At 60.3% G+C, this 23,090-nt stretch carries 20 protein-coding genes; 14 read left to right on the top strand and 6 right to left on the bottom strand.

What is annotated here, in order from left to right:
* Positions 1-29 precede the first annotated feature (29 nt).
* From DMX12_RS20065 to vasI, 6 genes are all read right to left on the bottom strand, one after another.
* Complete coding sequence (locus tag DMX12_RS20065; protein ID WP_110679255.1) at positions 30-1,259, bottom strand: MFS transporter; 1,230 nt, start codon at positions 1,257-1,259, stop codon at positions 30-32.
* 22 nt (positions 1,260-1,281) lie between these two features.
* The gene (locus DMX12_RS20060; RefSeq protein ID WP_009686353.1) at positions 1,282-2,004 is read right to left on the bottom strand and encodes a TenA family transcriptional regulator; all 723 of its coding nucleotides are present in this window, start codon (positions 2,002-2,004) and stop codon (positions 1,282-1,284) included.
* A gap of 72 nt (positions 2,005-2,076) precedes the next feature.
* Positions 2,077-2,655, bottom strand: coding sequence for an N-acetyltransferase (locus DMX12_RS20055; RefSeq protein WP_110679254.1), 579 nt, complete (start codon positions 2,653-2,655; stop codon positions 2,077-2,079).
* A 228-nt stretch (positions 2,656-2,883) separates the two neighbouring features.
* A complete protein-coding gene (gene tssM, locus DMX12_RS20050) occupies positions 2,884-6,468 on the bottom strand; it encodes a type VI secretion system membrane subunit TssM (protein WP_110679253.1) in 3,585 nt (1,194 codons plus the stop codon).
* Between the two features lie 8 nt (positions 6,469-6,476).
* Positions 6,477-7,928, bottom strand: coding sequence for a type VI secretion system protein TssA (gene tssA / locus DMX12_RS20045; RefSeq protein WP_110679252.1), 1,452 nt, complete (start codon positions 7,926-7,928; stop codon positions 6,477-6,479).
* Positions 7,916-8,497 carry a type VI secretion system-associated protein VasI gene (vasI, locus tag DMX12_RS20040; RefSeq protein WP_110679251.1) on the bottom strand — a complete coding sequence of 194 codons (582 nt, stop codon included), beginning with the start codon at positions 8,495-8,497 and terminating at the stop codon, positions 7,916-7,918. The genes tssA and vasI overlap by 13 nt, the downstream gene beginning before the upstream one ends.
* A gap of 370 nt (positions 8,498-8,867) precedes the next feature.
* Here vasI and tssB point away from each other — a divergent pair, with 370 nt between their 5' ends.
* The 14 genes from tssB to DMX12_RS29165 all read left to right on the top strand — a co-directional run bounded on the left by tssB (position 8,868) and on the right by DMX12_RS29165 (position 23,083).
* Positions 8,868-9,371 carry a type VI secretion system contractile sheath small subunit gene (tssB, locus tag DMX12_RS20035; protein WP_009686347.1) on the top strand — a complete coding sequence of 168 codons (504 nt, stop codon included), beginning with the start codon at positions 8,868-8,870 and terminating at the stop codon, positions 9,369-9,371.
* Positions 9,372-9,387: 16 nt separating this feature from the next.
* On the top strand, positions 9,388-10,878 hold the full coding sequence (gene tssC / locus DMX12_RS20030) for a type VI secretion system contractile sheath large subunit (RefSeq protein ID WP_110679250.1): 1,491 nt from the start codon (positions 9,388-9,390) through the stop codon (positions 10,876-10,878).
* A complete protein-coding gene (gene tssE, locus DMX12_RS20025) occupies positions 10,875-11,285 on the top strand; it encodes a type VI secretion system baseplate subunit TssE (RefSeq protein WP_110679249.1) in 411 nt (136 codons plus the stop codon). The genes tssC and tssE overlap by 4 nt, the downstream gene beginning before the upstream one ends.
* A gap of 3 nt (positions 11,286-11,288) precedes the next feature.
* Positions 11,289-13,055: a type VI secretion system baseplate subunit TssF gene (gene tssF / locus DMX12_RS20020; protein WP_110679248.1), complete on the top strand. Its 1,767-nt coding sequence runs from the start codon at positions 11,289-11,291 to the stop codon at positions 13,053-13,055.
* Entirely contained in the window at positions 13,019-14,035 is a 1,017-nt protein-coding gene (gene tssG, locus DMX12_RS20015) for a type VI secretion system baseplate subunit TssG (RefSeq protein ID WP_110679247.1), read from the top strand. Before tssF ends, tssG begins: the two co-directional genes overlap by 37 nt.
* The gene (locus DMX12_RS20010) at positions 14,032-14,586 is read left to right on the top strand and encodes an FHA domain-containing protein (protein WP_110679246.1); all 555 of its coding nucleotides are present in this window, start codon (positions 14,032-14,034) and stop codon (positions 14,584-14,586) included. Before tssG ends, DMX12_RS20010 begins: the two co-directional genes overlap by 4 nt.
* The gene (gene tssJ / locus DMX12_RS20005) at positions 14,583-15,377 is read left to right on the top strand and encodes a type VI secretion system lipoprotein TssJ (protein ID WP_029887182.1); all 795 of its coding nucleotides are present in this window, start codon (positions 14,583-14,585) and stop codon (positions 15,375-15,377) included. Before DMX12_RS20010 ends, tssJ begins: the two co-directional genes overlap by 4 nt.
* A 52-nt stretch (positions 15,378-15,429) precedes the next feature.
* Positions 15,430-16,767: a type VI secretion system baseplate subunit TssK gene (tssK, locus tag DMX12_RS20000; protein ID WP_110679245.1), complete on the top strand. Its 1,338-nt coding sequence runs from the start codon at positions 15,430-15,432 to the stop codon at positions 16,765-16,767.
* A gap of 64 nt (positions 16,768-16,831) precedes the next feature.
* Positions 16,832-17,623 carry a type IVB secretion system protein IcmH/DotU gene (gene icmH, locus DMX12_RS19995; protein WP_232108468.1) on the top strand — a complete coding sequence of 264 codons (792 nt, stop codon included), beginning with the start codon at positions 16,832-16,834 and terminating at the stop codon, positions 17,621-17,623.
* A gap of 126 nt (positions 17,624-17,749) precedes the next feature.
* A complete protein-coding gene (locus DMX12_RS19990; protein WP_054905717.1) occupies positions 17,750-18,265 on the top strand; it encodes an Hcp family type VI secretion system effector in 516 nt (171 codons plus the stop codon).
* Between the two features lie 72 nt (positions 18,266-18,337).
* Positions 18,338-20,308 (top strand): type VI secretion system Vgr family protein, encoded by a 1,971-nt coding sequence (locus DMX12_RS19985; protein WP_110679243.1) that lies wholly within the window; start codon positions 18,338-18,340, stop codon positions 20,306-20,308.
* 14 nt (positions 20,309-20,322) lie between these two features.
* Complete coding sequence (locus tag DMX12_RS19980) at positions 20,323-21,684, top strand: DUF2169 domain-containing protein (RefSeq protein WP_110679242.1); 1,362 nt, start codon at positions 20,323-20,325, stop codon at positions 21,682-21,684.
* Positions 21,684-22,040: a DUF4150 domain-containing protein gene (locus tag DMX12_RS19975; protein ID WP_110679241.1), complete on the top strand. Its 357-nt coding sequence runs from the start codon at positions 21,684-21,686 to the stop codon at positions 22,038-22,040. Before DMX12_RS19980 ends, DMX12_RS19975 begins: the two co-directional genes overlap by 1 nt.
* A 2-nt stretch (positions 22,041-22,042) precedes the next feature.
* Complete coding sequence (locus DMX12_RS29165; protein WP_146226855.1) at positions 22,043-23,083, top strand: hypothetical protein; 1,041 nt, start codon at positions 22,043-22,045, stop codon at positions 23,081-23,083.
* Positions 23,084-23,090 lie beyond the last annotated feature (7 nt).

Raw genomic sequence — 23,090 nt, 5'->3', positions numbered from 1 at the left:
TGCATTGAACAATGCGCAGTTGATCGGGGCTATTCCGCTTCAGCCACTGGCGGGGCCGAGGCTTCTGCGGCCACGCGTGCCGAAACCAGCCACAGGGAAGCCAGTGCAGCCATCACGGTGGCCGTCGCCAGGCCAACCAGGGTCAACTGGTAGCTTTGATGCCGGTCGAAATCCAGGGCGCCGAGCTGTGTGGCCAGCAACGCACCCAGCTGGTGTACGAGGAACAGCAGGCCAAACACCTTGCCTTTGATTTCGGCGCCATACAGGGCAAAGCAGAATGCTGACGTGAGCACCACCGTACCCAGGTAACTGGCACCGAACAGCACCGCAAACAGGTAGGTACCCAGCGGCCCGGGCGTGGTCAGCAGGACGATCACCGCCGCCGTACGCAGCAGGTAGAACATCATCAGCAGCAGCCCTTTGTTGTAGCGGGTAGCCAGCCACCCAGCCATCAGGCCACTGACCAGTTCCAGCACACCCAGCAAGCTCAGGCCGCTGGCTTGTACCGAGCCAGGCAGCCCCTCGCCCTGCCAGAACGACACCAGGTGCACGTCGATGAACGCCATGGTGGCCCCACAGCTGGCGAAGCTGAGGGCCAATACGAAGAACCGCGAATCACGCAACAGAAACGCGACCGAGTGCTTGACCAGCGCCGCCTGCGGGTCGGGCTTGAGCGGAACGGTGCGCGCCACCCAGTACAGCGCCAGGCTCAACGGCACCAGGAAGATCAGGCCGACCCAGGAGAACACCGGCTGCCAGCCCACGCGCTGCTGCAGCATGATCCACAGCGGCGAAAGCACGATGAAGCCGATCGACGTACCATTGGTCACGAAAGCGAAGGCGAAGGCCTTGAAGCGCTCTGCGACCAGGCGATCGACCAGAATGCCCATGGGTACGTAGGTCATCGCGGCAAGGGCGAAGGCACCCAGCAGGCCATACAACAGGGTGAACAGCATCAGCTGGCTGCCGACCAAGGTCACCCCCAGCAGCACCACCCCTGCACTTACGCTGCCCAGGGCAACCGTGCTCAGCGGCCCAACCCGGTCGCTCAGCCAACCCACCACCGGCGACACCAGGCCAATGGTCAGCACGAACAAAGAACCTGCCGTGGCCAAGGCTGCACGCCCGCCACCAAAGTGCGTGGCCAGGTCGACGAAGTACACTTGATACAGCCCTTTCAGGGCGCTGGACAGGAACATCACCACGAAGCCGACTACCAGCACCGAGACGATCAGGGTTGAGCTGAATTTCTGTTTCATGGCCAATCCTCTGCGCGGGGTATTACACCGCTTCGGCCTGGGGAGCCCGGCAATACACCTGGTACATGTTTTCGTACATCGCGTAGAACAGCTGGCAGGTGTGATCTACCGCTTGCAACGCCTCTTGTTGCATCTGGGCCGTGGTGCACAGCTGCGAAACCAGATCCAGGCCTTCGTTGACGTGGCCAACGTCTTCCTTCTGATGCACGGAGAAGAACAGCAAGTCGTGCTCGGTCAGGCCGTACGCCCGGCCGAGCAGCACGTGACGTGCATCACCGGCAACGGTCTCGAGGTTTTGCCCTTCGCTGGCGATCATCACCGCGGCAGCCCCCACGTGGTAACGCGCCGGGTCACGTACCGCCTGCAGGCGGTAGTCGATCAGCTCCCAGGTGGCCGGCAGCGGTTGCTCGGCATCACGCTCGGCATCGCTGATGCCCAGTGCACGCAAGAAATTCTGCATGAGCACCACATGGTTATCGGTACGCGAGAGCCGCCCGGTCTCCTCCTCGAAGCAGTTGGTGATCAGCGCGCGCTTGTGGGCAGGCAGCGGGCAATGGAAGAACAGGTGCTCGACATAAGTCAGGAAGTACTTGGTGAGTTGGTAACCTTGCAGCGCAACCTTGCGCAGCAGCGGCTTGTTGCCTTCAGGTGAAAGCAGGGCTTCGAAGATCGGGTGAGACAGCGTCAGATGGTGGTGCAGTTTCTGCTCCAGCTGATCGCGAAAGGCTGCAGTCGACAAGGCCATGGTGGCGTTCCTTGAATGATGGAAAAGGGGGCCCTTGGCGGCGATGGCCGCAGGCGAACGATTGAGGGCGCTTCAGCTCAGGTTGAGTCGCTGGGCCAGGCTTTGTACTGACTGGGCCATGTAGTGGCCGCGGTGCTTCACACCGTTGACCCGCGCGTAGTCGTCGAGCACGCCGTAGGTCTGAAACCCGAAGCGTTGCCATAGGCGGTGGGCACGGGTGCCTTCGCGTACGTCCAGGGTCAGCAGTTCGATACCCTTCGCCTGGCACAGCCGCACGATTTCCGCGAAGGCCCGGGCCACCAGCCCGGAGCCCCGGTAGTCTGGGTGTACCACGCCTTTGCTCAGGTCAGCGATGTGGCGGCAGTTGGGCATGCTGCTACGGGACAGGATGACCAGGCACGCCGCGCCGGCAGGTGCACGGCCGAGCAAAGCATGGGTATGCCCGCCCTCGATACGCGCCTGCAACGCCGCGGCGAAATCGACACCCTGGTCGACCGACAACGCCTGCTCGTAGCCCAGCACCCCGCCATCCTCAACCGTGCTGTTGATGAGCTTCATGATGTCCAATGCAACAGTACGGTCAGCCCGTTGTAGCCATTGCAACTGCGCCTCGGTGGAAACTTGTGGCGCCAAGGAGAGGGAGGTGTTCATGGTGAAATCCCGTGTACGTTCAGGCAGGGATTTAACCGTTTAGGTGTAACGTGGAGTAAGCAGGCAATCGGACAGAAAACGGAAAGATAGTGACAACCCTCAACCTGGCCGGGAACCGCGGCGCAGACGCTGTGCTGCACCGCGCCGCCTGCTCGGCGGGCAGGGTCGCGCACCCGGTTGGTGCCGTGGCATTTTTCAAACGATCCCTGCGCCCCTGCGAACCCCGCCTTACAGCCGGGCTTCAAGCGGCTGCAGCAACCCACGGGGTAACTGGAAGCCCTCGAACGGTTCCTGTGTAATGGGGTTGAACGCTTTTTCAGCGCTGAGCCGGTAGCGCATCACGCCATCACCGGTGCTGAAGCTCAGGTCCACGCTGGTTGCGGTTCGCCCATTGAGCGAACCGCGGCTGAGCAAGCGGAACATCGACCAGGGGCCGCGGTACTCCAGGCGGCTGCTACTGCCGTTCTGCCTGAGCAGGGTCAGGTTACTGCGCACGTGCCGGCCAAGCGTGTTCGGCCAGATGATGCCGGTGAGCTGCCGCGGGCCATGGGTGTAGGCAATCAGCTGGCCGTCAAGGTCCAGCAGGCTGGTGCGCTGGTTAGCGCTGAGCCCCAGCGGCTCGATGCTGAACTGCACGCTCAGGTTGCCACGCTGGTCGAAGAAGGTTTCGCGAATGCGGTTGGCCAGCGCCAACTGCTCGATCACATCGCTGCGGATCAGCGACTGCCCTTGCGGGCCGGCGCGCAGCGCCTCGAGGTTGTCGTGCAGGAATGCCTTCAGGTATTGATCACTGAAGCGCTGCAACCGCCCCTGCGGCCCGAAGAACGCCTCGAAGTCATCCAGCGACGCATCCGGCGCCCTGGCCACGAAAGGGTAACGCCCGGCAAGGCGCTGCTGGAAGAAGCTGTAGACCTCGGTGTCCCAGCGCCGCTCCAGTTCGCGCAGGGCTTCGATGTGCAGCACCCGGGCGGTTTCATCGGCCACCTTCCTGGCGTGGTGATTGAGCGGTTCAGGCAAACCGGTGGCCACCCGTTGCAGGGTGCCGATCGGGTCTGGGCCGGTCATCGCAAAGCGCTGCTGCACCGCTTGCAGCGCGGCCTTGCCCCGGTCTGGGCTGCCCTGCACGGCCTTGGCGTAATCGTGCACGGCCACCATGGCCGCCAGCACTTCATCGTAGTAGCTTGGCTTGTCTTGCGTTGCATGCAGCATCCCGCTCAGCCCCGCAAAAGCCCGCTGGATGGCCCAGGCCTGCTGGCGCTCGGGCTCGCTGCCCTTGGGCATGAGCGTGTCGCTGGCGCTGCCCGTGTCGGGTACCTCAGCCGATGACAGCGAAGTGTTGTCTTTCACCGTAGCCAGCAGCCGGTGCCACGGCGCCGCGGGCCCGGTCAGCTGCTGCAGGACCATCACGCCGTGTTCGAGGTCGTGAAAATCCGCCACCGAAACGGCATTCAATGCACGCCGCCAGCTGTTTATGTAGTCGGCGCTGTACAGGTTGCGCAGACGCTCGCTCAACACTGCCCGGTCAGCGTCCGAGTACTCCAGCTGGCTGCGCTCACCCAGCGCCCACTGGTCGATCATCGCCATGTCGGCGAAGCGTTGGCTGCGGGGCTCGAAGTACTCCTTGAAACCCTTGGCAGTGTGTATCGGCGCCAGTCGCACATCCTCGCCGCTGGCCCCAGCCGAGCGCTGGTACACCACGTCGAACGCAGGGCCGACCTGCTGACGCAGATCCACGCCCGTGAGCAGGTGTTCCTGAGCCTGCTGCTTGAGCCCGGCATATACCCGCTCCGGTAACGGCACCTTGCGCAACGCCGCCTGCACCACGGCGATACGCTGGCGGTACTGCGGCAACTCGGTGTCGGCATAGGCCAAGGCGTACTTCAGGTGGCGCATGAGGTCGCGCTGCAGCTGCCCTTGGCCAGGAAACTGTTGCTGCCACTGGCGGGCCATCCATGTCTCGACCCACTCAGGCCGCCGGTTCTGGCGGTCTTCCAGCATACGGTAAACCCGCAGGGCAGCCATTTGCCGTTCACTGCCTGGCGCAGCGGCATCCATGGCGTCGATCACGCCACTGGCCAAGGCCGGCAGGAATCGCCTGGAGAGCAAGCTGAGGTAAGCCTCATCGACACGCGGGCCAATGATACGCCCCTGGTAGAGGCCTAGATCGGAAACACCCGGCCAGGCGGCGCGGTAGTCGCCAAACACCGAAACCGCATCGCGGATCTGGTCCAGCGGCTCCAGCAGGTTGCGCCCGGTCGGGTCCAGGCGCTGATCCACCTGGTGGTGGCTGTACTCCCGGCTTTTGGCGAGCACGTTGGCGGCCTTGGCGCCATTGATGTCGAAAAAGCGCTGCCAGCTGGCTACGGCAACACAGAAAGCCAGCATGCCTACACCCGAGCCGACCCATAACAACCGGCGCTTGCTGCGCGCCACCTTGATGTTGTCTCCGGCAAGCCCCGCCTCCTTGTAGATGACACGCCGGAACGCGTGCTGGATGAAGTAGGCAAACGCTTTGCCTTGCGCCTTGCCCTCCAGCAACGGAAGCGCTGTGTTGTAGGGCTGGGCTGACTCGCGCACGAAGGCATTGAGCACGTCACCTTGCTGAATGACCGAAGACCAGTACACCCCCCGCACCAGGGCGGGTGTGGTGTAGCGGTCACTCGCCAGCGTTTCTTTCAGGAAACCCAGCAGTATCGGGCGCAAGCCGATCAACTGGGCATGCAACGAGAACAGCCGCGCGCGCTGCGGCGCACTGGCCAAGGTATCGAGTCGATCCACCACCTGCTCGAACAGCCGACTGAGCAACTGCTGGTAATGATCGCCATACTCCTCCAGCCAGGCATCGAAGGTGCCGACCGTATCCAGCTTGAAGGTGAAGCCCAGCATGTTTTCCCGCAGGTCGACGGGGAGGCCCGCATAGAGCTGGTCGAAGCCGTCCAGCAGGTCGAATTTGCTCAGTACCACATACAACGGCAGGCGCGAGCCCAACTGGCTGCTGACTTCGTACAGCCGCGTGCGCAGCCTGTGGGCCAAGGCAACACGCTGCTCGGGCGTACCCTGCAATAACGCAGGCAGGTCCACGACCAGCACCATGCCATTGAGTGCCCGCTGGCTGCGATTGTGCACCAGCCAACCCAGCAGGTGCTGCCAGAGCCTGGCGGGTGTAGCCGGTGGCACTTGCGGGGCACCTGGCGCCCCGGCGGGCGAGCCTGCTGGCGAGTCCTGCCTGATAAAGGCCCCGGGCGGATCGATGATCACCGCCTCGTTGCTGACCCACCAGCCTATCGGGAAGGCCAGCGCCTGCGCCTGTCTATCCCGCGCCTGCACCGTGCCGATCCGTGTCAGGGAAAAGCTTTGCTCCGTACGGTCAATGAAACTGGACTTGCCCGCATGTTGGTCGCCTATCACCAGGTACCAGGGCAATCGGTACAGGGCACGCCGCCCTCCGGCACTGCCGAGCAATCGCGCCAGCCCTTGGTCCAAGGCGTTTTCCTGGGCCCGAAGCAACGGCAATACGCTGTCCAGCTCTGCGGCCGCCGCCTCGTTGCGCTCTGCCTGAAGGTGCACATAGCGCCTGCGCAGCACCAACAGCCAGCACAGCAGCGGCACCAGTACGAGCACCAGGCTGGCCAGGCTGCGGTGCGCGATGCTGGCAAGCGGATGCTGTTCACGCCATGCCCACTGTGGGCCAAGCCACCAGATGGCGACCAGCAGCAGCACGCTGCCCAGCACAAGCAGCACAGGCATGGCCAGGCCGACTCGAGTCGCCAGGGGCAAAAGCCAACGTTTCAATAGCGTCCATCGTTGATTCATGGCGGGTCCTAGTCCTTGTTCTGATCGGCCAACGCATCAGGCGCGGCATGCTGTTGCAGGCGTTTGAACACCTCCGGCTCCCAGGCACTGGCCATGGTTTGCTGCATGGTTCGGGCAACGCTGGCGCACAGGTCCTGGGCCAGCCACGAGACGCCGCGCGCGGCCAGCAGGTCGGCCGCGATCACGGTGGTGTGGCAGCGCTCACGCGGCGCGCGAATATCTGCCTGCATGGCCTGGAGCCTGAGCAAAACCGGCTCTACCCCACCGCTTTCCAACTGGCTGACAAGTTCTTCGCGCAGGCCCACGAACTCTTGCGCCGTTTCAGCTTGCGGTTGCTGGCCTGCGCCTTTGAGCCAGGCCATGCACTGGTCGTCCAGAAACGCCGTGCCGTCGCTGAAGCACAACTGCTGCAGGGCGGGGATACGCTGGACGAACCGGGCAGTCGCTGCGCGGATGGCTTCGGCCACCTCAGGCATTGCCAACCGTGTGGCGGTGGTGGCCGCAAGGAAGCTGCCGCGTATCCAGAAGGGGCAAGCCGACACGCTTTTTTCGATCCGCTGCAGCAGCGCCGCGTCGAACACGCTGCCGGCAATGGCCTCTTCATAATCGCCGGCGATCTCCAGCGGCACCGCCATCAGCTCGGTGCGGTGACCTTGCCCTGCTTGAGGCGCGGCCTGGATGTGAGCCCACAAGCCGAAGCGACGCAACTGATACCCCGTTGGGTCGTAGGGGTCCTGCTGGTTGATCAGCTCAGCCATGCTCAGCACCGCCCTTCGTGATTCACGCTCGTTGCCGAGGGACACGCGGGGCATGGGTGTGGCGATGACTTCGGCCAGTGGCGCGGGCTTGATGACAGGCGCCGAAGCCCTGGCCGCAGCAGGCTCGCCTGCGCCACTCGCCCGTTCCGAGTGCTTGCGTAGCAGCCGCGCCATATCATCGAGCATGGCGTCGTCCAGCAGGGCCACGGCTTGCAGCTGTTGCAGCCGCAGCAGCGCCTGTTGCGCCCCGGCCGCATGCGCAGGGCTATAGGTGAAACGGTCCAGGCGCGGCAGCGCCTCGTTCAAACGGTTGAGCACCAAGCCAACCAGCTTGCGCTTACCCAGGTAACCCTTGGGCCCTGGCTTGGGATAAGCCGTCTCCCAGTAGCGCTCGACCATGCCGGCCAGCAAGGTCAACGTGAGCGCCCAGCGTTCCCAACAAGCACTGCGAAGCCATGCGGCACTCAGGTGCGCCACGATGCGCAGATGCTTGCACTGTTGCCCCAGGTACTGGCGCGACGCTTCCTCGATGTACACCCAATCGATAGTGGCCTCCTGCAGGCCACCCAGCTTGACCATTTCCTGGTCGATGGCCTGGTAGGTCTCATCCTCCACATCGAACAGGCCGGCCGGTGCTTGCGCGTCGATGGCTGAGAGCAACCGGGCGATTTCCTGTGCATTGACCTCGGCTACCAGCGACATGCCTTGCGCACCTCGCCGATAAGCGGGTCAAGCCCCTGAGCGTCGAAGACCAACCTACCAACGGCAGGGTTTTCGCTGTGCACCTGGATGCGCCGGGCCCCGATCAGCTGCCTGATCTGTTCGATTCCGGGCAGGCCGCGGCCGGCATCGAGCACCTGACCGTTCTCCGTCACCTGCCAGGGCGTCGCGGCGGTGGCGCCACGCTCCCCCTGCAAGCGCACCGTCAGCCGGCTGGCATCCACGGGGTGTGCGGCGATCAGTTGCAACCGGGAGATGTTCTGCAAACAGCTGATTACCAGGTAGGGGTGCGGTGCAGCCGAAGCGATTGCGGGTGCAGAAATCGTCAGCCCCTCGTCTTCACGCGTGAGCCGGAACGTCAAATCGTCGGGATTTCGGCCTGTTTCATAGGCCAGCACCCGACGCACCGTGGGTGAGTCCTGCTCCGGTGCCGACCACTGCGCGGCCACGCGGTGCGCAGGTGTTCCGGCGGATTGATCGAAACAGGCCAGGCGCTCAACGTTGGATACGATGCGCGAGCAATTCTGATCGGCATGCACTGGCAGTGGCATGCAATTGATTATCAGAAAAAGACCTGCGCCAGAGGTATGTTTCGCCAGGCATCGCAATTAAATTCCCTCTCGATAGTACATATGCCCTGTATCAGCTCCGCTGATATTTAAACGCAATCACGGGCACTCTGACCCGCGAGTGGCAAGAGACTAGCTCATAAAAAATCGCAAATACAAACAAATATTTTTTTACACTTTTACCCTCGACTGAATAACAATTTCCGGCGCAAGGTTTTTACGCAAGAGGCAATGACTACCCCCGCTCTTGTTTATATCGTAATCAAGTCTGAAGGAAATTTCCTACAAACTAAATCAGAACTCGCGAACAACTATCAGGAACTTCCCACACAAACCAAGGAGAGATTCTGCGATGGCAAAGCCCACAGGATCGGTTGCACCCAAAGAACGAATCAACATCCGATACGTGCCCGCCACAGGTGATGAACAGGCCGAAGTAGAGCTGCCGCACAAGATGCTGGTGATGGGCGATTTCGGCCTGGATGACGCCCGCGCGCTGGAAGACCGAACGGTCATGCGCATCGATAAACACACCTTCAACAATGTGTTGAATGACGCCGACGTCCGTCTGGCCATGTCGGTGCCCTCCATGCTCACCACGGCTGCCGACGCGGAGCTGGCGGTTCATCTGCAGTTCAGGTCGCTCAATGACTTCGCACCAGACGGTATCGCCCGCCAGGTACCGGAGCTGAGCAAGCTGCTGGAGCTTCGCGAAGCGCTGGTGGCGCTGAAAGGCCCACTGGGCAACGTGCCCGCGTTCCGCAAGCAACTGCAGCACCTGCTGAGCAACGAGCAGGCCCGCAAGCAACTCGCCGAAGAGTTGAACCTGGTGCTTGAGGCGCCAAAAGAAGACTGAGACAACGGAGCGTCCCATGGCAAAGTCAACCAGCACTCCCCTCGCCGCTGAACGGTCGGGCGAAACATTGAGCAGCGCCACGTTGCTCGACCAGATCATGGCCGAAACCAAACTGGTGCCCGCACAAGAGGGCTATCAAGTCGCTCGCCAAGGTGTATCGGCCTTTATTGCCGAAATACTCAAAAGTAATGATCCAGATCAACTCATCAACAAACACCGCGTCGACCAGATGATTGCAGAGCTGGACCGGGTGCTCAGCCGGCAGATGGATGCCATCCTCCATCAGCCGGCATTCCAGGAACTTGAATCTTCATGGCGCAGCCTCAAACTGCTGGTCGACCGCACAGACTTCCGCGAGAACATCAAGCTTGAAGTATTGCATGTCAGCAAAGACGACCTGCTCGATGACTTTGAGAATGCGGCCGATATTACCTGCAGCGGTATGTACAAACACGTTTACACCGCAGGTTATGGGCAATTCGGTGGTGAGCCGGTGGCGGCCATGTTGGGCAACTACCACTTCGGCCCCGCTGCCACAGACATCAAACTGTTGAGTTACATGGCGTCTGTCGGTGCCATGGCGCACGCCCCCTTCCTTGCCGCCCCCGCACCCGATTTCTTCAATTTGAGCAGCTTTGAAGAGCTGCCCAACCTGAAGGAGATCAAAGACATCTTCGCAGGGCCACGGCATGCCAAGTGGCGCGCCTTCCGCGAAAGCGAAGACGCTCGGCACGTTGCGCTGACCGGGCCACGTTTCATGCTCCGCTCGGCCTACCACCCTCAGGAACAGCCGATCAAAACCTTCAACTACGAAGAAAACATCGACGGGCGACACGACAACTACCTGTGGGGCAACTCCGCTTTCCTGCTGGCCAGCTGCATCAACGACAGCTTTGCCCGCTACCGGTGGTGCCCGAACATCATTGGCCCGCAGTCCGGTGGCGCCGTCGAGGACCTGCCCGTGCATCTGTATGAGGCGCTGGGGCAACTGCAAGCGAAAATTCCAACCGAGGTGCTGATATCCGACCGCAAGGAATTCGAGCTGGCCGAAGAAGGCTTCATCGCCTTGACCATGCGCAAGGACAGCGACAACGCCGCGTTCTTCTCGGCCAATTCGGTCCAGAAACCGAAGCAGTTTCCCAAGACGCCGGAAGGCCTGCAGGCCCAAACCAACTACAAGCTGGGCACGCAACTGCCCTACTTGTTCATCGTCAATCGCCTGGCCCATTACATCAAGGTGCTGCAGCGCGAGCAGATCGGCAGCTGGAAGGAACGTCGCGATCTTGAGTCCGAGCTGAACAAATGGATCAGGCAGTACGTCGCCGACCAGGAAAACCCTTCGGCCGATGTGCGCAGCCGTCGCCCATTGCGGGCCGCGAAGGTCGTGGTTTCGGACGTTGCCGGGGATCCGGGCTGGTACCAGGTCTCGCTCGCCGTGCGCCCGCACTTCAAATACATGGGCGCAAATTTCGAGATCTCGCTGGTTGGCCGGCTTGATACCGAATGAGTGGTTTTTTCAATCGCTTGGTGACGGACCCGTCTGTTACCCGCACGCCTTCCCGGCAAGAAAACGCTGCCGAAAAGATTGCCGCCATCAAGCGCCACCTTGAAACGCTACTCAATGCACGTCAGGGCTGCTCACAAAGCAGCCCTGAACTGGGCCTGCATGACTTCAACGGGCATGCCACAAGCAGTGGCGACCTGTTGAAGCAAGTGAGTGCCGACATACGCCGCACCATTCAGCGCTTCGAGCCGCGCGTGCACGTGCGCGCGCTCAAGGCCATGCCCGCGTGTCACGCCCCGCTGGAGCTGCATTTCAGGCTGGACTGCCTGGTGCAGGTCAACAACCACCACGAGCAGCTGCAACTGGAGCTGCTGGTCAACGGCCATAGCCGCCATACCCGAGTGAGGTGACCGATGTCACTCAAGGATCGATTCAGCGAAGAGTTGCGTTACCTGCATGAACTGGGCAACGACTTCGCTACCGACAACCCACAACTTGCCCGGCTGCTGGGCAAAGGTGGCAGCGACCCGGACGTCGAACGGCTGATGGAGGCTTTTGCCTTCCTCACCGCCAAGTTGCGCCTCAAGCTGGAGGATGACCTGCCAGAGCTGACGCAGCCCATGCTGCAGTTGCTGTGGCCCAATTACCTGCGGCCCCTGCCGAGCGCCACGATCATCCAGTTCACGCCACTCAAGCAAGCGCTCAGCCAATCACACTGCATTCCCAAGGGCTCACCGTTGTTCTCCAGGCCCGTGGATGGCGTGCCTTGTGAATTTCGTACGTGCACGGCCGTGGACATCCACCCGTTCGAGATCGAATCGGTCAGCGCTACCCAGACGCTCGACAGTTCGGTAGCACGCATCGAACTGCGCACCCTGGTCGAGCGCCCCTTGAACACCCTCGGCTGCGACAGCCTGGATTTCCACTTGAGCGGTGATGACAAGACAGCCCGCACGCTCTACCTGTGGCTTGCTCAATACCTCAAGCATGTGGCGGTAACGATCGATGGCCAAGTGCACCGGTTGCCGGCCAGCAGCATCATCTTTCCGGGCTTCAGCGCGAACGAAGGGTTGCTGCCGTATCCGCAGAACGTCTTCGATGGCTATCGGATCCTGCAGGAATACTTCGTTTTCGCGAAGCGCTTCCACTTCTTCAGCGTTAGCGCACTGCAGAAAGTCTGGCCCGATCAAGCGACTCGGCAGGTGGGCATCGAACTTCACTTCACCCGCCAGCTTCCTGCCTCGTTGCGTATCGGCATGGCGGATTTGCGCCTGTTCTGCACGCCGGCGGTCAACCTGTTCAGCTACAGCGCCGAACCTATCGACCTCTCCAATCGGCAGGCCCCTGCCGAGCTGACCCCCAGAGGGAAAGAACGGCATGCGTATGAGATTTTCAGTGTCGACAAGGTGGTCAGCACCCGCACCACAACAGACGGCAGCACCGGCGAACACCTACGCACGTTCCGCCCGTTCGAATCGTTCGCCCATGAGATCGAGCATGCTCAAGGGCGCACGGCGTTGTACTACCGCTACACCCTCGAGGAGTCCTTGCGCGGCGAGGGCGTCACACATCGCATCGCCTTCGTGCGTGCCGATGCCAACGCTTACACCGGTGAGCTGGAAACGGCGTCCATCGACCTGACCTGCACCAACCGCGATCTGCCCCTGGCGTTGGGCGTCGACGACATCGATGTGATTTCCGAAGCCACGCCAGCGCTGACCACCTACACCAACATCTGCAAACCCACCCGCCCCTACCGGCCAGTGCTGGATGGCCAGTTGCAGTGGGCGCTGGTTTCCAACATGTCGCTCAACTACCTGTCGCTGCTGTCTGCCGAGCCGCTGAAGGCGGTGATCCGTGCCTATGACTTCGTGGCCTTGCACGACCTGCAGCAGACACGCACGACCCACAAGCGCCTGGAAGGCATTCGCGATGTTCAGACCGAGCCTCTGGATTGGCTGATCAAGGGCCAGCCCATTCGCGGGCTACGCACACGGCTGAAGCTGGACCAGGCCGCCTTCCTGTGCGAAGGCGACCTGTACCTGTTCGGCTGCGTGCTGGCGCACTTCTTCGCCCTGTACGCCAGCATCAATTCCTTCCATCAACTGGAAGTGATCAACATCACCAACAACGAGCACTACACATGGCCCATCCAGACCGGCAAACAACCGCTGATCTAGCCGACAGGCTGCTCGCCGAGGCACACCAGTACAACTTCTACCAGTTGCTGGAGCGCCTGCACGGCTTGCATGGGGATGACCTGGAACCGCGCTGGCCGGACCAGGCCACCCGGCTGCGCGTGCGGCTGGCCTGTGACCCACGGCTGACGTTTCCGGTTTCCGACGTGTACAAAGCCGAACGCATGCCCGGGGCAGAAGACCGCTACCGCGTGTGCGCCACCTTCATGGGCCTGCATGGCACTGACTCACCCTTGCCTGCCTACTACCTGGAGCAGGTGGCCTACGAGCATGCGCAGGGTATCGGTGTACGGCCAGCCTTTTTCGACTTCTTCAACCACTACCTGCTCAGCCTGCTGCACCGCGTGTGGCGCAAGTACCGCTACTACATTCGCTTCCAGCCAGGTGCCAGCGATGGCTTCTCCCAGTACATCTTTGCCCTGCTGGGGTTGAATGACAAACAACTGCGCGGCGACACGCCGTTGCCGTGGAGCCGACTGCTCAGCTTCGCCGGTGTCATCGCCAGCCGCAGCCGCGCACCGGGCACCGTCGCGGGCATCATCGCCCACTGCTTCGACCTGAAACAGGTGCACATCAGGGAGTTCGAGACCCGCTCGGTGCCTACGACAAACCGGCAACTGGTAAGCCTTGGCTGCAGCAACGGCGAGCTGGGCACTTCGTTCCTGGTCGGCAGCCGCACGCGAACGCGCAGCAGCAAGTTCACCATCGTGATCAGCGAGCTGGACCAAACCCAACTGCGTGGCTTGCTGCCCAGCGGCATCAACTTCAATCGCTTGCGCGCCTTGATCGACTTCCTGCTGCGCGATGGGTTGGCCTACGACCTGGAATTGCGGCTGCAGCAGAACGCGCTGTCGCCCTTCTGCCTGCACCCGCGCCAAGGCGCCCACTTAGGCTGGACCAGCTTCACCGATGACCGCCATGGCCAGATCAGCCCCGTGGTGCGCTTTCGGGGGCGCTCATGAGCACATTGACCTTGAACATTACCAACCTCGACCAGTTGCAGCACAACGTCACGGCCCGGCACACATTCGATCGCGCAGGCGGCACCATCGGCAGCGTAGGGGCCGCATGGCTGATCAATGACGGTGCACAGAGCGTGGCACCGATCCACTGCGAGATCCGTTGGCTGGAAGGTAGCTTCTGCGTCATCGACCGCTGCGGGCGCACCTACCTGAACGACAACCTGGGCAGCCTGGGTACGCGGTCAGCCAGGCGGCTGCTTGAGGGCGACCGGCTTCGGGTCGGCGCTTATCGGCTGTTGGTCCAGCTGTCGCCAGCGGATGCCCGTTCGCTGGAGGCGTTATTCAACCCCGACTCACGGGTGCTCGACCAATTCATCCTGGATGCACCTGCAGAGCGTTGGCCTGCCCAGCCCGCAACGGCCCCGGTCGCCGAGATTTGCTCGGTATTCGCCCAAGGTATGGGCAACGATCCCTTGGCAGCACTGGACGCGGTGACGCAAGCCACGGCGCAGGACCCACTGGACCGCCTGGTTGCAGGAGAACGCCCATGACGCGTCATTCACTAGTGGCCGGGCTTCTGGCAACCCTGATCGGGCTCTCGGGCTGCACCGCCCTAGGCAAAATGGGCCAAGTGGCGCTGAACCCTTCGATACCCGTCGGGCCGCCCAAGGATCACCCTACCGAAATTGCTTTCAGCATCAACGCCAGCCCCACACTCAACAGCAACCCCAGCAGTGTGGAGGTGCTGGCCGAGCAAGAAAGCAGCCTGGCCCCCAGCCCCTACGCAGTCACCTTGAGCGCGGGCGACCCCTACGCCCTGGCCGAGAAGGTCGGCACCCTGTTCGAGTTTCTGCAGGAGCAGTACCCGGCCGCCTCGCCTGTCGAGTTACCAGAGGAGGAGGCCGATCTCCCGCTTCGCTCGCCCTTCGAGCACAGCACACCCGGCCGCTACGAAGACGCGAACATGGTGCTGACCTTACCGCGCAGCACCACGCCGGCCACCGAAGCGGTGGCTACGCCCATGGCTATCAAGATCCTGCAACTGCGCGACGACTCATTGCTGCGCAACAGCCTTTATGAGCTGCTGGACAAAGACCCCGCCAAGGCGCTGCGCAGTACCTATATTCGCGATGACGATTACCTGCTGCACCCTGGGCAGTTCAAGTTCATTCCCTTTACCGCCATCGAGCCCGAGACCCGCTTCGTTGCCGTGATCGCCGATTACCGCAACCAGGACGATGCCACCTGGAACCAGGTACTGCGCATTCCACCGCGGGGCCACCAGATCATCCTGTCGGTGTTGCTCAACGACACGCAGGTTTTGCTCAAGGAGCAAGACTGATGGCGCCTGCAACCCTGCCCTTCTCGCTCACTCACGCTGACACGGAGCGCTCATGAGTTCACGTAATCCCGTCCTGTGGCCTGAAGGCCTGTTCGTCAAACCGCAGCATTTCCAGCAAGCTACCCGCGCCGCTGAAGCAGCCCAGCACCAACGTTTTGCCAGCCTGAACGCGGCCTTTTATGGCTTCAGCGAGCTGCAACTGAACGAGGAATACCTGAGCCTGGGCAAGGTCGCGATCACCCGCGCCCGCGGCATCATGCCGGACGGTACGGTGTTCGACATCCCGGCAGACCTGCCGCCCCCGCCGCCGCTGGAAATCGACGACGACGGCGCAAAGGACAGCGAGGTTTACCTGTGCCTGCCGCTGCGCACCGAGGGCGGTCGAGAGGTGAGTTGGCCCGACAACGCCGCCAATTTCCGCTACAGCGCCCAGCCCCAGGAAATCAAGGACACCCACAGCGCCGATGGCGATTTGGCCCAGGTCGACCTGGCAGTGCCCAACCTGCAACTCAAGCGCAAGGCTGACGACAGCAGCGCCTACACCCGCCTGGCACTGGCACGTATCCTGGAGCGGCGACCCGATGGCAGCCTGCAACTCGACGAAGGGTTCTACCCGACCAGCGTCTCGGTACGGGCTGTGCCCGCACTGCAGCGTTACCTCGAAGAAATCACCAACACCCTGCGCGAGCGCTCACGCAACCTGGCCAGCCGAATCGGTGCTGCTGGCCAATCCGGCATCGCCGATATCCGCGACTTCAACCTGTTGCAAGCCATGAACCGCTGGTGGCCGTGCTTCCAGCACCTGGCCAGGCAGGGGCAGACACACCCTGAGCAGCTGTACCTGCACATGAGCCAGGCGTGCGGCGAGTTTGTGACCTTCACCGACGAAAGCCGGCTGCCTGCCGAGTACCCCGCCTACCAGCACAGCGCATTGCGTGCGTCGTTCAAACCCCTGCAGGATACGTTGCGCCGCGCCCTGGGTACGGTCCTGCAGCCGCGGGCGGTCTCTCTACCGCTGAACGCGCTCGATTACGGGGTAATGACGACGACGCTCGAAGACCGCCGCCTGATCGATGACGCGGACTTCATCCTTGCCGTGCGTGCAGACATGCCGCCGCCGACCTTGCGCCAACTGTTCATGCAGAAGGCCAAGGTCACGTCCCTGGAAACCTTGAATGACCTGGTGCACAAGCAACTGCCCGGTATTGCGCTACAGCCGCTGCCGGTGGCGCCGCGCGAGCTGCCCTTCCATGCAGGCTTCAGCTATTTCGGGCTCGACCGCCGCGACCCGGCCTGGGCCTGCATGAACACGGCCAACGGTTTCGGGATTCATATTGCCGGGGAATTCCCCGGGCTCGAGTTGCAGTTCTGGGCAATCAGGAGTGAGTAAAATGCACGCGAACGACCACCCGGGCGATGGCAGCGCACCTGCGAAAGTCGAGCAGCTGCGCTGGATGCTTGAAAACACTGCAGGCACAAAGGGGGCAGGATGCTCGACACTCACGCCAGAGCCCGATCCGGCGGGTGAAGGTTACCCAGCCGATCCGGATTTCCAACTGCGGGGCGGCTACAGCAACGTGATGCTGGACGCCGCCGCCCCTTTGCTCGGCTTGGTCATGCGCATCCGCACGCTCGATACACTGCCCAACCTCGAACAGGTGCACCGGCAGGTGCGCAACCAGATCGAAAATATTCAGCAAGAGCTGCGTCAGCAGGGCTACGAGGCCACGCAACTTCTGGCCTATTCCTATGGCCTGTGCCTGTTCATCGATGAAGCCGTGATGGAGAGGCCCTGGGGCCAGGCAAGCCTCTGGAGCCAGGAGCCCCTGCTCAGCATTTTCCACAGCGAAACGTTCGGTGGCGAAAAGATCTTCACCGTGATTTCGCGCCTGATGCAAGAGCCCCGGCAGTACAAGGACGTGCTGGAGTTCATGTACTTCATCCTGTGCCTGGGCCTGAAGGGCAAGTACGCCCTGGCGCCAAAGGGCGAAGAAACGCTGAACACGCTCATTCACCAACTTCACGGAATCATCCGTGAGCTGCGTGGACCCACGCCGACAACAGTCTGCGACCCCTACACCAACGTCGCCCCGCGCAACTTCCGCATGAACCGGCAGTGGCCCTGGTGGAGCCCGTTGGTGATTTCTGCCATTGCGATGGCCACAGCCTACGGCATCTACAGCTACCGCCTGCACCTGATCACCAATGAGGTGCTGCAGTCGCTCAACGGCATCTTGCAGCAGTAAACAGGCGGCACACCCGAATTCAACGAATTGACGGGGCATTTACCTCGTTGAAAAAGCCCATCGATTTCGATGGCCACGCTGCCCTTTGTGCACGTGCTTATCCACATGGACGCAGGAGAAACTGCCATGCCAACACCCGCTTACATCAAGATCGAAGGCCAGACCCAAGGCAACATCACTGCGGGCGCCTTCACCTCCGATTCGGTCGGCAACGTGTTTGTCGAAGGCCACGAAGACGAGATCCTGGTACAGGAAATCAAACACCGGGTAACCGTACCTACCGACCCGCAAAGCGGCCAGCCGGCCGGCCAACGCGTACACAAACCGTTCGCCTTCACCAGCTCACTGAACAAGGCGACACCGCTGATGTATCAGGCGCTGGCCAGCGGCGAAATGCTGCCGACCGTTGAAGTCAACTGGTATCGCACTTCCGTGGAGGGCAAGCAGGAGCACTTCTTCACCACCAAGCTGGAGGACGCCACCATCGTCGACATCAACACCACCCTGCCTCATGCACAAAACAAGGAGAACGCTGACTTCACCCAGTTGATCGAGGTGTCGATGTCATACCGCAAGATCTCCTGGACCCACGTCACCGCAGGCACCGAAGGCTCCGACGACTGGCGTAAACCGATCGTCTAACCCGGCTGAACACCCCTGGCAGGCATGCCCTGCCAAGGGTTTTTGAACTCTCAGACGGCGGAAGGATTTTTCATGGCCAGCCAATCTGATTTGCGGTACACCTTCGAGCCACTCGTTGGCAATGCCGAATTTGAAGTGGTGTCGTTCGAACTCAAGGAAGCGATCAGCACGCCCTTCACCCTCGAGCTGGAATTGATCAGCTTCGAACCCGACATCGATTTCGGCCAACTGCTGGATAAACCCATCGTGTTCACGATCTGGGATGGCAAAGGTCCGGTGCGTTACGTGCACGGCCTGGTCAGCCGATTCAGCCAGGGCGAAAGCGGCTTCTACCGTACCTACTACAACGCATTGGTCGAACCCATCCTGGCCCGCGCCGGACTGCGCTCGAACTGGCGCATCTTTCAGCAAAAGACCGTCCCGCAGATTCTTGAGCTGATGCTCAAACGTCAAGGCATCGTTCAATACGAGCTTCGCGCGATCAGGGATCACCACGTGCGCGAGTTCTGCGTGCAAGCGGGCGAGACCGACCTTGCCTTCATCGCCCGCCTGGCGGCTGAAGAGGGCTTTGTCTATCGCTTCGAGCACAGTGAAACCCTGCATAAGCTGATCATCACGGATCAGCTGCTATCCCTCGGGCTGATCAGCCATGGGGCGCTCAAGACCGACAACAGTGACGAAGGCTTCTTCGACGGCGAAGACGTTATCGACCCCGACACCGTGCTGTATCAGTCCGACAGTGGCGGCGATCAGGCCAGGCCTTGCCTGCGGCGCTTTTGCTACAGCGAGCACGTCAGAACCTCGCGACAGGTACAGCGCGACTACACCTTCACCAACCCGGCGTATCGCCAGGAACACCGTGCTTCAGGCGCTTTCCTGGAACACCAGTCCAGCGACTACGAGCGCTTCGACTACCCTGGCCGCTACAAACGCGATGCCGTGGGCAAGCCGTTCACTGAAAACCGGATCACCGCCCTGCGCCATGATGTGCGCATCGCGCAGGTGCAGGGGGATGACGTCAGGCTGCAGCCTGGCCTGAGCTTCACACTCACAGGCCACCCTCGCGACGACCTAAATGTGCATTGGCGCGTGAACAGCGTGGTTCACAAGGGCAGTCAGTTCACCAGCCTCCAGGAAGAAGCAGCCGGCGTCGATCAAAGCACACGCTATGAGCAAACCGCCCAACTGGTACCCGGCAGAACCGAATGGCGCCCTGCTCCGCTCGAAAAGCCCCGCGTGGACGGCCCGCACATGGCAACCGTGGTCGGCCCTCCGGGCGAGGAGATCTACTGCGACGAATGGGGCCGGGTCAAGGTCAGCTTCCCCTGGGACCGGGAGAGCAACAACGACGAGTTCAGCTCCTGCTGGGTGCGGGTATCCCAAGGGTGGGCAGGTGGCAGTTGGGGCTCGATGGCCATCCCGCGCATCGGGCAGGACGTGGTCATCCAGTACGTCAACGGCGACCCCGACCAGCCGATGATTACCGGGCGTACCTATTGCGGTAACCAGCTGCCGCCCTACGACCTGCCCGACCACAAAACCCGCATGACCATCAAGAGCCAGACCCACAAGGGTGATGGCTTCAACGAGCTGCGTTTCGAGGATGAGCTGGGTCGACAGGAAGTGTTTATCCATGCGGAGAGGGACCAGAACAACGTCGTCAAACACAACGAAACCACCTTCGTCGGCAATGACCGCAGCGAGCGGGTGGATCATAACGAAACCATCTCCATCGGTGCCAACAAGACCGAGACCATCGCATTGGCCAAGGCATTGACCATTGGCGCGGGCTACCAGGTCAGTGTCGGTGCGGCAATGAACACGACAGTTGGTCTTAGCCAAAGCGAGCAGGTAGGCATTCACAAGTCCGTGATCGTTGGCAGCCGCTTCAACATCACAGCAGGCGACGAACTCAGCATCACGGTTGGTAAAGCGTCGTTGGTCATGAAGTCCGACGGAACCGTGCTGATCAACGGCAGCAACTTTGACTTCAGTGCCACAGGGCCTGTGCAAATCAACGGCAAGGATGTCGATCTTAACTGAAGGGGTAACCCAGGATGGAATTTCGCAACCTGACGCCGTTTGACGTCATGTGCTTCAGTGCGCTCAGTAAACTGGATATAGAGCACCCAGTGATTGTGATGAAAGTTGGCTATCGACTACAACCCATTGCCAAGAAACCGGGGAGCTTTTCCGCTGAAGTAATCGATGATGATCCAGTTCCACTTTGCCTAGCCGATAAATACTATGGCGAGGAAGGGCGCAGTAGCGTCAAGGAAGAAAGTGATTTAGCACCTTTCAAACCTCGCTGTGATGTTATCGTCAATGGACATGCCTATGCACCAGGCATGGAAGCTGCGCGGTCGTGGACTGCTGGAATTCGCTTGAGCGAACCTGCGGCGCCATTAGAGATAAATATTGCATCACCAAAATCGTCCACTTCAGACGGACCTCCGACGGAGCAACAGTTATATGCATGGCGGGATGCACAAGCGGAGGCAACACTGCGCCGCGCTAATGCCCCAACTAGTAATATCTTGTTGAACAAGCGTCTACGCTTCACTGGACCTCGAACGTTCAAGCGGGGCCTGCTGTCGGGTTGGCATGTGACTGAGGCTGAGTTCGCCGACCGCGTTCCATTGCAGTGGGAATACGCTTTTGGCGGCGCCAGCATTTTGCATAATCCACAGTTTCCTGATCATGCCTCTGAGCCTCACATTATAAATCAGGTTTGCTATAGCAACCCCCTGGGCCAGGGATGGGTCGAAGCTCGTCACTTTGAGCTCACAAAATCCATTGAGCAATCGGTAGAGGAATTGCTGGCCCCTCAAATTGAGCAGATCAATGATCCCATTAGCAAACTTGTAATAACTCGTCAGCCTGACGGTGATGTCACTGCTAAAGAGATGGCCGAAATATCCAGCACGCTCACTCACCAACCAGCAGGGTTTGGAGTAGTCGGGCGCGCCTGGGCACCACGTCTTACCCTGGCGGGCACCTATGACGATGAATGGCGGGACACTCGCTGGCCTGGCCTCCCTGCCGACTTTGAGTTTGGCTATTGGAACTGTGCTCCTGCAGATCAGCAGACAGCTTTCTTGAAGCCTGGCGTACAGATCGAATTGTTCAACCTGACCTCACAGGAAAACGGCCACAACGGTCGTCTGGTCGTTGAATTACCAGGTCATCGGCCATTTCTTCTGGCACGGCTTCACAACGGTGCTCTGATTCCCATTCCTTTACTCACAGACACCCTGGTTATCGACACAGACGCAATGAGTTTGTCGTTGACTCATCGAATCAGTCTTCTCTCTACCGAACCTATCCGTGCACTGGAAGCCAGGTTCGAAATCGACCCCACAGCCCCGCTCATAAAACGCACCCGACCAACAAAAACAGCTGATGGGGAGAGAGGCTGATGGCAGAGAATATACTTGCTCGTAAACAAGAAAACTTGAGAGTCGTCAGCATCGCCCCCGATGTTTGTAAAACCCCAATGGGTGGCGCGACCCCGCCTGTTCCCTATCCCGTCACTGCGGAACTCAAAATAGCGACTGGCGTAGCTAAATCCGTGCGCGTCAACGGCAAACCAATCGTCGTATACGACATGAGTCTAGTACCTAAAACAGAGGGGGATCAGGCAGGCGCGGCAAAAGGGATCCTGAGCAATACCGTTGGTGGCAAATGTTATCCGCAAGAAAATAGCAGCACAGTGCGCGCTGAGGGGAAATTAGTCGTCCGCCACAATGATCTCTTCTGGATGAATGGGTCGTAGCCATGGACGAGCCTGTAGAAATTGAAGTCAGTAAGTTCCAACGATACATAAGTGACACGCATAGCATCGCCACTTATCAAGAAGGCAACGGCGTAGTAGTTCAGTTCTGGGAAGGAAAAACCCTGCTGACTCGTGAACACTTAACTTATGAGGAATATACAAAATTCCGAGAAGACGTGTCTGAGTATCAATTACCAAACTACATTCCACCTGCAGCTATCAAAGAAACAAATACAGCAGGAACAAACGCCAACGGCAACACTGTTGGTCGAGTTGTAGGTGAGGTACAAACATCTAACACAAGTGCAGATCACTCCAATCCTCCTGTGGAAAACCAAACCACAGCCGAGAATTCCAGTGCAGATGAAATCCTAGACAAAATTCAATTTGGCCTAGATCTTGTCGGTCTAATTCCAATTTTTGGAGAAGCCGCTGATATCTCTAACGGATTCGTCAGTTTCCTCAGAGGAGACTATACTGGGGCTGCACTCTCATTTGCCTCTGCCATACCGTTCATCGGCTGGGCTGGAACGACAGGAAAGATGGCAAGACGCGGTTCATCAAGCCTTAAGACTTTAAATAAAACGCCCGACAAGGCCATACCAAAAAAAACGTCAAGCCCGAAACCCACTTCACGGCAACCAAACCCTTCACATAATGGCCCGATCAAGTCAAGAAGTGGAGGAACGGTCCAATCTAACAAAAAGTCTGGAGATGCAGCGCGAGACCACATAGCCGCAAGGGAAGGTGCTGAAATTGAAAAGAACTTCCGAGTAACAGGTGGATTAAGACGAGTAGATATTCTAAAAAAGGGAGGGGAAATTGTTGCAATCGAATCAAAAGTCGGAAGAACAGGATTGAACTCGCGAATACGCCAAGAACTAGCTCGCGATGTAAAATTGATGCGGAAAGGTGACGTGGATCGAGTAGTCTGGGAGTTCTCCAGGAGCGCCAGGACCCAAAAATCAGGACCAACGCCCGCGCTACAAAAAAAGCTTGACAAGCTAGGAATTGAAACCAAATATAGCAACAAGGAATTTTAAGGTATCC

Source organism: Pseudomonas sp. MB-090624, from assembly GCF_003205245.1.
GTDB lineage: Bacteria > Pseudomonadota > Gammaproteobacteria > Pseudomonadales > Pseudomonadaceae > Aquipseudomonas > Aquipseudomonas juntendi.
Note: the sequence above shows the minus strand (reverse complement) of the source record. Positions and strands in the feature narration are given on the sequence as shown.

What these genes read in the sequence shown, in the direction of transcription:
- DMX12_RS20055 (WP_110679254.1), bottom strand. Translation starts at nt 2,655, where the DNA reads ATGAACACCTCCCTCTCCTTGGCGCCACAAGTTTCCACCGAGGCGCAG.
- DMX12_RS20065 (WP_110679255.1), bottom strand. Translation starts at nt 1,259, where the DNA reads ATGAAACAGAAATTCAGCTCAACCCTGATCGTCTCGGTGCTGGTAGTC.
- tssE (WP_110679249.1), top strand. Translation starts at nt 10,875, where the DNA reads ATGAGTGGTTTTTTCAATCGCTTGGTGACGGACCCGTCTGTTACCCGC.
- DMX12_RS20060 (WP_009686353.1), bottom strand. Translation starts at nt 2,004, where the DNA reads ATGGCCTTGTCGACTGCAGCCTTTCGCGATCAGCTGGAGCAGAAACTG.
- DMX12_RS29165 (WP_146226855.1), top strand. Translation starts at nt 22,043, where the DNA reads ATGGACGAGCCTGTAGAAATTGAAGTCAGTAAGTTCCAACGATACATA.
- DMX12_RS19975 (WP_110679241.1), top strand. Translation starts at nt 21,684, where the DNA reads ATGGCAGAGAATATACTTGCTCGTAAACAAGAAAACTTGAGAGTCGTC.
- tssF (WP_110679248.1), top strand. Translation starts at nt 11,289, where the DNA reads ATGTCACTCAAGGATCGATTCAGCGAAGAGTTGCGTTACCTGCATGAA.
- tssK (WP_110679245.1), top strand. Translation starts at nt 15,430, where the DNA reads ATGAGTTCACGTAATCCCGTCCTGTGGCCTGAAGGCCTGTTCGTCAAA.
- tssM (WP_110679253.1), bottom strand. Translation starts at nt 6,468, where the DNA reads ATGAATCAACGATGGACGCTATTGAAACGTTGGCTTTTGCCCCTGGCG.
- DMX12_RS20010 (WP_110679246.1), top strand. Translation starts at nt 14,032, where the DNA reads ATGAGCACATTGACCTTGAACATTACCAACCTCGACCAGTTGCAGCAC.
- tssJ (WP_029887182.1), top strand. Translation starts at nt 14,583, where the DNA reads ATGACGCGTCATTCACTAGTGGCCGGGCTTCTGGCAACCCTGATCGGG.
- tssG (WP_110679247.1), top strand. Translation starts at nt 13,019, where the DNA reads ATGGCCCATCCAGACCGGCAAACAACCGCTGATCTAGCCGACAGGCTG.
- DMX12_RS19980 (WP_110679242.1), top strand. Translation starts at nt 20,323, where the DNA reads ATGGAATTTCGCAACCTGACGCCGTTTGACGTCATGTGCTTCAGTGCG.
- tssA (WP_110679252.1), bottom strand. Translation starts at nt 7,928, where the DNA reads ATGTCGCTGGTAGCCGAGGTCAATGCACAGGAAATCGCCCGGTTGCTC.
- vasI (WP_110679251.1), bottom strand. Translation starts at nt 8,497, where the DNA reads ATGCCACTGCCAGTGCATGCCGATCAGAATTGCTCGCGCATCGTATCC.
- icmH (WP_232108468.1), top strand. Translation starts at nt 16,832, where the DNA reads ATGCTTGAAAACACTGCAGGCACAAAGGGGGCAGGATGCTCGACACTC.
- DMX12_RS19985 (WP_110679243.1), top strand. Translation starts at nt 18,338, where the DNA reads ATGGCCAGCCAATCTGATTTGCGGTACACCTTCGAGCCACTCGTTGGC.
- tssB (WP_009686347.1), top strand. Translation starts at nt 8,868, where the DNA reads ATGGCAAAGCCCACAGGATCGGTTGCACCCAAAGAACGAATCAACATC.
- DMX12_RS19990 (WP_054905717.1), top strand. Translation starts at nt 17,750, where the DNA reads ATGCCAACACCCGCTTACATCAAGATCGAAGGCCAGACCCAAGGCAAC.
- tssC (WP_110679250.1), top strand. Translation starts at nt 9,388, where the DNA reads ATGGCAAAGTCAACCAGCACTCCCCTCGCCGCTGAACGGTCGGGCGAA.